At 43.9% G+C, this 12,057-nt stretch carries 7 protein-coding genes; 5 read left to right on the top strand and 2 right to left on the bottom strand.

Annotation, left to right across the window (positions count from 1 at the left end):
• Positions 1–685: 685 nt before the first annotated feature.
• From BSHG_RS17395 to BSHG_RS17415, 5 genes are read left to right on the top strand one after another with little or no spacing between them, the layout of a single operon-like run.
• The gene (locus BSHG_RS17395) at positions 686–2,059 is read left to right on the top strand and encodes a sugar porter family MFS transporter (protein WP_005802077.1); all 1,374 of its coding nucleotides are present in this window, start codon (positions 686–688) and stop codon (positions 2,057–2,059) included.
• A 23-nt stretch (positions 2,060–2,082) separates the two neighbouring features.
• Entirely contained in the window at positions 2,083–3,735 is a 1,653-nt protein-coding gene (locus BSHG_RS17400) for a glycoside hydrolase family 172 protein (RefSeq protein ID WP_008657754.1), read from the top strand.
• Positions 3,736–3,786: 51 nt separating this feature from the next.
• On the top strand, positions 3,787–6,978 hold the full coding sequence (locus tag BSHG_RS17405) for a SusC/RagA family TonB-linked outer membrane protein (RefSeq protein WP_005783448.1): 3,192 nt from the start codon (positions 3,787–3,789) through the stop codon (positions 6,976–6,978).
• 11 nt (positions 6,979–6,989) lie between these two features.
• Positions 6,990–8,735, top strand: coding sequence for a RagB/SusD family nutrient uptake outer membrane protein (locus BSHG_RS17410; protein WP_005783447.1), 1,746 nt, complete (start codon positions 6,990–6,992; stop codon positions 8,733–8,735).
• Positions 8,736–8,751: 16 nt separating this feature from the next.
• Positions 8,752–9,159, top strand: a complete 408-nt coding sequence (locus BSHG_RS17415) for a DUF4945 domain-containing protein (RefSeq protein ID WP_005783445.1) — start codon at positions 8,752–8,754, stop codon at positions 9,157–9,159.
• Between the two features lie 45 nt (positions 9,160–9,204).
• Here BSHG_RS17415 and BSHG_RS17420 read toward each other — a convergent pair whose 3' ends face one another.
• Positions 9,205–10,404, bottom strand: coding sequence for a THUMP-like domain-containing protein (locus BSHG_RS17420; RefSeq protein ID WP_005783443.1), 1,200 nt, complete (start codon positions 10,402–10,404; stop codon positions 9,205–9,207).
• 8 nt (positions 10,405–10,412) lie between these two features.
• Positions 10,413–11,204, bottom strand: coding sequence for a M15 family metallopeptidase (locus BSHG_RS17425; RefSeq protein ID WP_014299639.1), 792 nt, complete (start codon positions 11,202–11,204; stop codon positions 10,413–10,415).
• Positions 11,205–12,057 lie beyond the last annotated feature (853 nt).

The raw sequence follows: 12,057 nt of genomic DNA, 5'->3' as shown, positions 1-12,057 counted from the left end.
CTCCGTCCAGTTCCGGGCTGTCGGGGTTCACAACATTGTCGCCACACGATGTTATCATTAAAAAAGCCGCGCACAGACAGCATGTGTTTAACGCACGAAAGCCTACATACAGAAGTTTTGTCTTCGTATTCATAACTCAAATGTTTAAAAATGAATAAAATAGATCATACTCAGCAAGACCTTCCCATTAAGAATGGACAGGCCGGCTATGGCAGGCTGTGAATACAGCTTTTATTTTGCGGTAAGTTTGTGTAAGTTAGACAGATAGAACGACTGTTGTGTTTCAAAAAACGTTCCTTTTTTGAAACACTGTTTTGGCTCTGTGCACTGAATATAAGAAGAAGAGATAAATAACTGATTATTAGAATAATGTAGAAATATTTGCACATATGAAAAAAGCGTCTTATCTTTGTTGCATCAGACGAACGTCTTTTGAAACATTATCTTCCTTTTGATAAAAGACAATCTACTTCTTACAAGAATCATTTTTTTCCAAATGCTTCATTATTAGTTTTATCCTTTCGTTACATCAGCGGGTAACCGGATTGATAGTCTGCCGGTATTTTTGCCGGATGTTACCATTCTTATATTATTTGTTTCCTGCGTTATATCGCCTCTGTACTATTCTGGCTAACCTTGCATCAACAATCACACATCGTATAACTACTATAAATTTAGAATCAAAATGAACAGAGAGAACAAACCTTTATTCCTATATACCTTTATCACCGTCTTTGGTGGATTGATTGTGGGATTAAATATGGCAGGTATTTCCGGAGCCGTTCCTTTTTTACAGGAACAATTCATGTTGGATGATATGGCTTTGGGATTGGTGGTAAGTATTCTGACCGTAGGTTGCCTTTGCGGTGCTTTGCTGGGAGGAGGTTTTAGCGACCGTTATGGCAGACAGAAAGTCATGTTCTCGTCAGCTGTCTTTTTTATTGTTTCTTCTTTGGGCTGCGCATTATCCGGTAATTTGGTTTCACTGCTGGTTTTTCGCCTGATATGCGGGCTGGGTATCGGAGTGATCTCTGCCGTAGCACCTATTTATATATCTGAAATATCTCCTGCCCGGCTGAGGGGAACACTGGTTTCCTACAATCAGTTGGCTATTGTGATAGGAATTCTAATTGCTTACATTGTAGATTATATATTGCTGGACTATGAGCGGAACTGGCGCCTGATGTTGGGATTCCCGTTCTTCTTTAGTGTGGCCTATCTGTTGTTATTGGGTATATTGCCTGAGAGCCCACGTTGGCTTTCGGCTCGTGGAAAAGCAGGTAGAGCCAGGCAGGTGGCCAGTAAACTGAACCTGGAAGCCGGTGAGATGACCGTGTCCGACACAAACACACAAGAAGGTAGAGATAGGATAAAGGTAACTGAATTGTTTAAGGGTAACTTGGCTAAAGTGGTTTTCATAGGTTCTATACTGGCCGCCTTACAGCAAATCACGGGTATTAACGTCATCATCAATTATGCACCTTCCATCTTCGAGATGACAGGTGTTGCCGGGGATATTGCCCTTGTGCAATCTATCCTGGTGGGAGTGGTGAATCTGCTGTTTACCCTGATTGCTGTGTGGCTGGTCGATAAAGTAGGGCGTAAGATTCTGCTTCTTTGCGGAAGTCTGGGGATGGGCATCTCATTGCTGTACTTGGTTTACACTTTCGTAGTTCCGGCAGCCAATGGTATCGGTGCCTTAATAGCCGTGTTATGCTATATCGGATTCTTTGCCGCTTCACTGGCACCTTTGATGTGGGTGGTGACTTCCGAGATTTACCCTTCTCGTATTCGTGGAACAGCTATGTCACTCTCCACCGGAATCAGCTGGTTATGTACTTTTCTCACCGTTCAGTTTTTCCCCTGGATACTGAATAACCTGGGCGGATCGGTTGCTTTCGGAATCTTTGCCGTTTTCAGCATTGCAGCATTCGCATTCATTTTGTTTTGTGTGCCCGAGACCAAGGGCAAGTCACTGGAGGCAATAGAAAAAGAGCTGGGAGTGGATAAAGAGGCTGAGGAGAATGTGAAAGAAGAACATGCTTTCTCGAAAATATAATAAACACAAAATTGGATATAAGTATGAAACAAAGTAAAAGAAATCTATGGTGGTCCGTCTGTGCAGGACTCTTGTTCTGCTCGTGGGGATGTAGTTCCCGGGTGTCGGATAAGCCGGTAACGCTGGAAACGTTGTTGGACGAAATGGTATCGGTGGAGGAACAGGCGCTGTATCCGGTTCCCTCTTATACCTGTCGTCAGGAAAGTAGCTACGACCGTGCATCAGTATCACCCGATTCTGCCGGTTGGTTTGCCAATAGTGACGGGTTTGGAATCAAACGGGTAGATACGGTGGCAGGCCGCATTGAGAAAGTGATGTTCGACGAAGTCGGACCTGGAGCGATCACTCGTATCTGGATTACTACCATTGACAAGCGGGGTACGTGGCGGTTTTATTTTGATGGTTCTGATCAACCGGGCTGGATCATTCCGGCTTATGACCTGATGCGGATCAATGTACCCGGATTGGGAAAGGGAATGTTACAGGCACACACCAGCTATACGCCCGAAGGTAAAGGAGGAAATACCTTGTTCCTGCCTATTCCTTATGCCCGTGGATGTAAAGTGACATTCGAAGACGAGCCGGGAGTGAATCCGACTCCCAAGTATTATCACATCAACTTCCGTAAATATCCCGAAGGCACACAGGTAGAGACTTTTTCTAAGGAGGTAGTGGAGAGAGCGGCACAGAAGATTGCCGAAGTAGACAACCGTCTTCTTCAGCCGGTAGCCGGCCGTAAAGGTGAGATCCTCCGGGAGGAGAAGAGTATTCTTCCTTCCGATTCATTGGTCATCCCTCTGCCTGCAGGCGAAAATGCGGTATACGAAGTGAAGTTCAATATTCGTACCGATAATCCTGAACAATATGCCCAGTTGATGCGGGAATTGGTGTTCAGTGCCGGGTTTGACGGAAAGCAGACCGTATGGGTACCGTTGAGTGACTTCTCCGGAGGTGGTATGGGTGCCCCCAAGGTAGATAGCTGGTATCTGACATCCGATGGAAAAGGAAATATCTCCAGTCGTTGGTTGATGCCTTACCAAAAAGATGGTGTGCTGAAAGTACTTAACCTCTCTTCCCGGTCGGTTGCTGCTACAATGGAGGTGAATGTAGCTCCATTAAAGTGGAATAAAGATCGTTCGTTGTATTTCTATGCTTCATGGAGACAGGAAAATGGTATCTATATCCACGATAAACCTGAAGAGGCCGACCAATGTATAGAATGGAACTTTGCTACCCTGAAAGGTAGAGGTGTCTACAAAGGCGATTTACTTTCACTTTATAATCATGCCCCGTTGTGGTATGGTGAAGGTGATGAAAAGATTTGGGTGGACGACGATACTTTCCCATCACATTTCGGTACAGGCACAGAAGATTACTACAATAGTTCATGGGCACCGGTAGTGCCTTTCTATACTCCATTTGGAGGAGCCCCGAGAGCCGATTTGGAAAGCTCTCACGGTTATAATGCTTTCTATCGCACCCGCCATCTGGATGGTATTCCTTTCAATAAGAGCTTTAAGTTCGATATTGAAATGCTGGGATGGAAACGAGGTGAGGCCGATTATGCCACTACTATTTATTGGTATGGCGATCCGGAGGCACAGGTATTTGGAACTTCAGGTATTGAAGAAGCCCGCCGGCAGTTGCTGCCTGCTGTTGAGGCTTCGGCAGACTGAAAAACATATGATAGTATTATTTAAATTTTTAATTAAATCTAATTGGTGAATATGAAACATGAAAGACCTTGCCTTGTGGCCTCCGGAAGTGACTGGCTGCAAGAAGTGTTGAGAAGGCTTTTGGTCTGGGTGGTTGTCTTGTCCTCGGGGACATTGATGGCATACGCGGGCAATCTGGATATCAGCCAGACGAAAGTCATTACGGGTACGGTGACCGAAAAGGAAACAGGTGATCCGTTAATTGGAGTAAACGTTTCGGTAAAAGGTACTTCGAAGGGTACAATTACAAATTTGAATGGCCAGTATTCGGTCGATGTGAATTCCGATAAAGATATTCTGGTATTCTCGTTTATCGGAAAGGCTACACAGGAGAAAGCAGTGAAAGGATTGAGTCAGATTGATGTGGTGATGGCCGATGATGCCACGATGTTGGGCGAAGTAGTGATCCAGACCGGTTATATGACACAGCGTAAAGCTGATCTTACCGGTTCGGTTGCTATGGCCAACACTTCGGATTTGGCTCAGAATCCTTCGACTAATGCATTGAAGTCTTTACAGGGAAAATTGCCGGGTGTATTTATTACTACAGATGGTAGCCCTGGGGGAAATGCTTCGATACAGATTCGCGGACTTACGTCACTGAATGCGCAGCCTAACCCGCTGATCGTACTTGACGGATTGGCAGGAGACTATAACCTGCGTGATATCAACCCGGCGAATATTGAATCGATTCAGGTGCTGAAAGATGCGGCTTCGGCCAGTATTTATGGTTCGAGAGCTGCCGGTGGTGTGATTATCATCGAAACAAAGAAGGGTAAAAAGGGTGAATCGAAGATTAGTTACGAAGGTCGTGTACAGTTCTCTAAATGGGTTAATAAACCCGACCTGTTGAATACCGATGAGTATGGACGTGCCATCTGGCAAGCGTATGCAAACGACGATAAACTTGGTGAAATCAAGCAAAGCGTCCGTTTCTTCGATTATGACTGGAGTTATGACAGCAACGGTTATCCGGTACTTAATTCCGTGAAACCGGTGGAATGGCTGAATACAGCTCAGACGATGCGCTCAGCCGATACTAACTGGATCGATGAAATATCTCGTACCGGAGTATCGCAGAACCATCAGATTTCAGTATCGAGTGGTACTGATAAATCACGTACTTTCTTCAACCTGGGTTATGAAAACACAGAAGGTATTCAGATTGAAACTTTCTGGAAAAAATATTCGGCTCGTTTGAACTCGGAGTATGACTTATTGAATGGTCGTTTGAAAGTAGGTGAAAACCTGGAGTTGAACTATATGAATTATCGTGAAGCCAACCATACACAGCTTGCTGCAAATGAACCCCCTATCATTCCTGTATATACCGAAACCGGTGGTTGGGGTGGTGCTTCTCTCGATGTGGGTATGGATGACTATCGTAATCCGGTGAAAGACCTTATCCTGGGGAAAGACAATGTCAATAAGTTCCTGAAGGTAATTGGTAATACGTATGCCGATTTGATGATTATCAAAGGTTTGAACCTGAGAACATCATTCGGTGTAGATTATCGTGGTTCATATTATCGTGCAGTCGATAAAAAATGGAGTGAAGCAGACGGTTCGGGCCGTGATGAAAAGTTCAACTATGTCCGCAACGATCAGACTCATTTCCTGGAATACCAGTGGACTAACCAGATCAACTATAACGGGCAATTCGGAAAACACTCGATAGGAGCTGTAGTCGGAATGGAATTTACGAAAGCTGAAAGTGAAGCATTCTATGCACGTAAAGACGGTTTGACTCTGGAAGACAGAGACTATGCTTTTTTAAGTTCGGCTACCGGTGACAAGATTACAGAGGCTACCGGTTCGGGTGATGCTTATGCTCTGTTGTCATACTTCGGTAAGTTCAACTATTCGTATGCTTCCAAATATCTGGCATCGGCAACATTACGTTATGATGGTTCTTCCAAGTTCGGTGCTGATAACCGTTGGGCAGTCTTCCCGGCATTTTCTTTGGGATGGAGAATAAAGAATGAACCGTTCCTTGAGAATGTAGATTTTCTTTCGGACCTGAAGCTGAGATTCAGTTGGGGACGTAATGGTAACTCGGCCATTCCTAGCGGATACCTGCAAAGTAGTTATGTAGCCGATTATAACGGAACTTCTTATGCTATGAACGGACAGGAGAGCGGTTCTCTACAGTCTGGTTTCCGTAAATATCTCACCGGTAATTCGACATTGAAATGGGAAACTGTAACACAGACCAACTACGGTATCGATTTTGGTTTCTTCAACCAGAGCCTGGTCGGAACAATCGATTACTTTTATAAGAAGACAACCGATATGCTTTATTTGCCCCCTTATATCGGTGCATTCGGTGAAGGTGGAGATACTTATGTGAATGGTCCGAGTATGGAAAACCGTGGAGTTGAAATCTTGCTGACATACCGGAACAGTCTTCCATCGGGATTTAATTATAGCATTACGGGAAACATCGCGACTTTCAAGAATAAGATTACTGAATTGCCGGACAATGTGAGAAGTGTATATGGTGGAAACGGTATGTTGGATGATATCATCGGACGCCCCCGTAACTCTATATACGGATACGTGGCAGACGGAATCTTCAAGACACAGGAAGAGGTGGACAATTCACCGCAGCAGGCAGGAAAAGGTTTGGGACGCATTCGCTATAAAGACCTTGACGGAGACGGACGTATCACTCAGGACTACGACCGTACATGGATTGGTGTCAGTGACCCGGACTTTACTTATGGTTTGAATCTTCAGGCTTCGTATAAGAATGTAGACTTAGCTCTCTTCTTCCAGGGTGTGCATGGCGGAGATGTTTGGGATTCATGGATTGAATACAGTGATTTCTGGAACATTCAGAATGTGAATAATACCAACCACTTGAAAGGTGTATTTAATGCTTGGTCTCCTCAGAATCCGGACTCTAACATTCCGGCTCTGTCTACTCGTAACACCAATGATGAAAAGCGTACGTCTACGTATTTCCTCAAAGACGGTTCGTACTTGAAGTTGAGAACGATAGAGCTGGGATACACTTTCCCGGAAAGTATGGTGAAGAAAGCCATGATCAGCCGCTTGCGTGCCTATGTTTCGGCTAATAATGTATTCACTATCAAGAAATGGTGGGATAGCAATCGTTTCTCAGGTCCCGATCCTGAAATCCGTGACTTTGGCTATGTCATTCCATTTACCGCTACAGTCGGAGTTAATATAACCTTTTAAATAGAAATAGTATGAAAACCTTTTATAGTTTATTTCTGTCATCAGCCCTTTTGCTTTCCTTATTGGTGACGAGCTGTGCCGACCAATTGAATATTAACCCTAAAGGGGTGCTGGCTGATGATTTATTATTAGGAAAGCCCGAACATATTGATGATTTTGTGACTCCGTGCTATTCGCTGATTCCTTATCTGCCCTGGTCGGAAGCTCATGCATGGTGGATGCATGGTTCTATCCGATCGGATGATGCTTACAAAGGCGGATCGGGTGTAAGTGACCAGTCGGCCTGGCACGATATGGAAGTTTTCTCTTCTGTAACTGCCAATGTAGGGAACAATGACGGACCTTGGTTCAAAGGATATGTAGCGATATCCAGATACAACCTGGCACTCTATGCCTTGTCTAAAGTTACTGATGAAAACTATCCGTTGAAAGGTGTACGTACCGGTGAGGTGAAATTCTTGCGCGGAGCTACCTATTTCTTTATGAAGACTCTGTGGAGATACATTCCTTGGGTGGATGAAGAGAACGGAAGAACGGTGGAAGATGTGACTAATATCTCGAACCGCCCCAATGGTACTGATGATACATATTTGTGGGAACACATTGTTGCCGATTTGGAAGAGGCTGTCAGACTGTTGCCTGAAAAACAAGAGGAGATAGGTCGTATCAACAAGAATGCCGCACGTGCAATGGCTGCCAAAGCTTTATTGTTCATGGCGTACAAGCAGGATGCAAGACATCAGGTAGTCGAAGTGGATAAGAAGATTCTGGAACGTGCCTTGGTTTATATCAACGAGATCACTGATCAAGAAGGTGGAAACGTAGGCTTGTGTGAAGACTTTGCCGAAAACTTCTTGCCGGAATATGATAATGCTACCAAAGAAGCAATTTGGGAAATCCAGTATTCTATCAACGACGGAACATCAAGCGGAGGAAATACAAACAATGGTGCAGAATTGAATGCTCCTTCCTGGGAACCTTATTTCCCATGTTGTGACTTCCATAAGATGAGCTTTAATATGGCAAATGCCTTCAGAACCGGTACAGACGGATTGCCTTTGTTCGATACGTTTAACGATGCGGAAATGAAAGGAAGATTCAAAGAGTATTTCGATGAAAATAGCTTTGACCCTCGTTTGAGTCATACGGCGGCTATCCCGGGATATCCTTATAAATATAATCCGGATTTGCTGTACGAGGAAAAGGCTTCCAGAAGCCCCGGTGATTATGGTTATTTGAAATCTGTTAAAGAGTTGGTTCCTGCCGGTTGCGATTGTATCATTGTAAACCGTAATTCGATGAATGTGAAGCAAATTCGTTATGCTGAAGTCTTGTTGTGGAAAGCTGAGATCCTGATTCAGTTGGATCGTCACAAAGAAGCTCGTCCTATCATTAATAAGCTGCGCGAACGTGCTAATAACAGTAGAATTCGCTTGTTGATGGCAGATGGTACTCCTTACATGAATTATAAGGTCAGCTTGTATACCGATGAGGCTGCTTGGACCAAAGACTATGCATGGAAAGCATTGATGTTTGAGAATCGTCTTGAAACAGCATGTGAGGGAAGACGCTTCTTCGATCTGCAAAGATGGGGAATCCTGGAGCCTACGATGAATGCTTACTTCAAAAAAGAGAAAACCCGTTTCTCTTGGATGAATAATGCGGTCTTTGTTGCGGGAAGAGATGAATATAAACCTATTCCTCAGCAACAGATGAACTGGGCGAAAGGAAATTATATACAGAATCCGGGTTACTAATAAAAAACAGACGATTATGAAAAGAATATTATACTTTTTTTCTGTGATGCTTTGTATACTTGCCGTCACAGGTTGCCAGGATCGCGATATCATTGATTTTAAAGATGGAGTTTCCTTACCTCCGGTGACCGATTTGAAATCGTCACTGACACCTGATAATGATGCGGTGTTGGAGTGGAAACTACCTTCAGCGATTCCGGAAGAGATACAACGTCCTTTATCCGTTTATGTTCAGGTTTACAAAGGGGCGGTGCTGGAGCATCAGATTTCTTTGGAAGGTGAACCTACTTCGTGGGAATATACACTGAAAGAACCTGAATCCAAATATAGGATTGTGGTTAAGGTCCAGGGGATGTTGAAAGAAAAGCCCTATGGACAATCAGATGAAATATATTCGTTGGGACAAACAGTTTCTATAAATTGATTGAGAGAAAGAGGCAGCGTCGGGACGACGTTGCCTCTCCTCATTTTATGCTTTCTCACACCGGATGATGATTTTTCTTTCATCGTTCAAAGTAGTAGCAAACAGATAGATATCACCTCCGTCGGTTAGTTTCAGTCGTTTCCGTAATTCGGCTACGGATTGTGGAAAATTGCGGGTGGTGATATTCGCTTTATCTAATCCGTTTAAAATATTTTTTAATTCTTTCTTGTTGAGGCTCGAGTAACCGGTTATCCGGAAGATGCGTCCCGGAAACTTTTCTATTCGTTCGTTTGAGGTGTAGAGATGGCTGTTGGCGTGAAGTTTACTCAGATGAAACGAAGAAGCGATGCTGCGGAAAGCACCGGCTTTGAGAATAGAGGCATTGGGTTCATACAGGTAAGTTCCTATTTCGTGGGTGTATGAACACTCGGTGGCTTGTTCTGATTCGCGGGTGAAAACAAAACGTTGTATTTCCTGGTTTGCAAAATTGATGCAGACGATGGGCTGAGACATTGCAGATGGAATCTCCGGAGAATCATCACCGGGCCGGAGTAGTAACAGAAGCTCCTTGCACTCGTTGTTGACTGAGACGATATGGGCTTCGGATACGTGCTGCATATCTCGTATAGCCAAGGAAAGATCGAGCATGGGTGAAAGTTTAATCATTACCTGCTTACCCTTTTCGAGTAGTAACTTTTCCAATGTGGCTACGTTGGGTTCACAGTCGGATATGGCTACTGTTTTTCCACCATGTTCATTGCGGCGTGCCGGGTCCAGGAAAATACAGTCTACAGCCGGCATCTGTTGTAGATATTCCACTCCGTCGCCATTTTGTACCCGAATGTGTTTCAGCCCCAGTAATGGGAAATTGTGCATGGCAAGTTCACAAAGTTCCTCCTGGCGTTCTATGTAGGTGACTGTTTTGAACTGAGTAGCGAGAAAGGCACAATCAATGCCGAATCCGCCGGTCAGATCGACTAACCCTTCTCCATGTACCAGTGAAGCTTTGTAGAGTGCGGTAACTTCCGATGAACATTGCTCTAATGATAGATGGCGCGGATATAAAAGTCCTTCTGTTGCATGCCAACTTGGTATTTTAGAAACGGTAGCTTGCCATCCGGCTATCTGAACGATAGCCAGAGGCATGTCCACTTGAGGATATCTCTTTGCTTGTAATGCCAGGGAGTGTACATCGTCATTGCGATGCTCCCGGATAAACAAGATGGTTTCCGGAGAAAGATACATATCTTACTTTAGTTTATGAGTTTGTACTTCTGTTTGGCTTCGTCTCGGCTGCATAGGTTAAAGTGCCACCATTCACTGGGAAGTGCACGAAATCCTGCACTTTTCATAACTTGTCTTAGTAGAATTCGGTTTTCTCGTTCTTGTTGCGTTATTTTTCCTTCTCTTACTAATTTTGCTTCATTTGTTATGTGTGATGCTGCATCCATATAGTCCACTTCTGTCCCCATGGGTAACGGATGTCCTAGTGAATCGGCTATGCTGATATCTACTGCCAATCCATAATTATGCAGACCTCCTCCTCGTGAGGGGTTAGATACATACATATACTTGGAGGTCCCTTTTACCATATCCCACATTTTTTTCTGTACGGACATCGGGCGTGCTGCATCATAAATTATCAGGCGGTAGCTGGGATATTGGGCTTTAAGTAACAGATGTGCTTCTAAAAGAGCTTTAGCTGCGTCCGGGTGAAGATATGCTTCTTTCAAATCAGTATAAAGAAGTTGACCGGTAAAATTGTCCGGAGTGGCGTACATGAGCCGGATAATGAATGTAGAATCAAGTTCGGCGATATTCATCAGACCGATGGAATCCAGATAAAAGGCGGTTTGGCTTTTACTTGCAATCGGTTGCGGTTCCACTGGAGTTACGAGGACAATGGAATCTTTAAATGCAGGGTGGGGCTGTGCTTCCTTATATTGACAGGAAGTAGTAAAAGACAGGAGTAGGATGAAAGCGGTTAAAAGTCCGAGTCGCATATAATTTCTTTTCTGAATATGAATGCAAAAGTATAAAAACATAAGCGCATATTTGATAAGTTATGGGAGATTTTCATTTTGAGGCTTCTGTTAAGGAGGTGTCCAAGCTACTTTAGAATGGTGTGTAGCTTGAATATAACTTTGGGTGGAACTGAATATTAGTGGCTTTCAAGAAAGGATCGGGACTCTCCATGCTAGCTACACAAAATGGCGGACAGTGCCAGTGTACACAGTTTGTTTTCCTAAGGTTAGTTTTTAAGCAATGTCCTTTGGTCTTTAACAGTAAACTCCTCCTGCTTTCACTCCCAACCTTGCTTTTTAAAATCTCCTGCCCCCATACTTGCTTTAATCGCAACTATCCCTTTCGGTCCGGCACTTATCCCTTTTCCCAGAAAAGTTCTCCTTTTTTCTCTATTTCCTTCATTCTCAATCCTTTTTCCCCTTTTGTTTTTCCTCTTCCTATAACTTGATTTAACCCTCTGTTAAATCAAGCCTTTTGTCTTTAAATAACAAGTCTTTTCGAGTCAAAAGCTTTGTTCTTTCCGCCCCTGAAATAAATCTCTCCCCAACCGCATTAACAATGTTAACGCGGGCTTCCGTTCAATTTTTGTTTGACTCCTGTCTGATTCCCGTTCAATTCCCGCCAAGGTCCCACCGAGTTTTTTGCTTAAACCCCGTTTAATTTCCGTCAAGTTCCCGCTAAATTCCCTATTTTCTCCTCAATTTCCTCCCGCAAACACTTCTCCTTCTCCCTTTCTCGGCAAATCCCCTTTTCCCTCTCCCCTATAAATTTCCCCTATATAATATAATAATGTGTCCCTTTCCTTCCCCGACCTTTCCCTTTTCCATAATCAATTATCAGAACCTTCCTCTTCCTCAGCCCTTTACGTTTTTA

Source organism: Bacteroides sp. 3_2_5, assembly GCF_000159855.2.
Taxonomy (GTDB): Bacteria; Bacteroidota; Bacteroidia; order Bacteroidales; family Bacteroidaceae; genus Bacteroides; species Bacteroides fragilis.
The sequence above is the reverse complement of the archived record's forward strand: the minus strand, read 5'-3'. Positions and strand labels throughout refer to the sequence as shown.

Bases quoted from the DNA above. Each gene is read 5' to 3' on its own strand.
- BSHG_RS17415 (WP_005783445.1), top strand. From the start codon at position 8,752: ATGAAAAGAATATTATACTTTTTTTCTGTGATGCTTTGTATACTTGCC.
- BSHG_RS17395 (WP_005802077.1), top strand. From the start codon at position 686: ATGAACAGAGAGAACAAACCTTTATTCCTATATACCTTTATCACCGTC.
- BSHG_RS17425 (WP_014299639.1), bottom strand. From the start codon at position 11,204: ATGTTTTTATACTTTTGCATTCATATTCAGAAAAGAAATTATATGCGA.
- BSHG_RS17400 (WP_008657754.1), top strand. From the start codon at position 2,083: ATGAAACAAAGTAAAAGAAATCTATGGTGGTCCGTCTGTGCAGGACTC.
- BSHG_RS17405 (WP_005783448.1), top strand. From the start codon at position 3,787: ATGAAACATGAAAGACCTTGCCTTGTGGCCTCCGGAAGTGACTGGCTG.
- BSHG_RS17410 (WP_005783447.1), top strand. From the start codon at position 6,990: ATGAAAACCTTTTATAGTTTATTTCTGTCATCAGCCCTTTTGCTTTCC.
- BSHG_RS17420 (WP_005783443.1), bottom strand. From the start codon at position 10,404: ATGTATCTTTCTCCGGAAACCATCTTGTTTATCCGGGAGCATCGCAAT.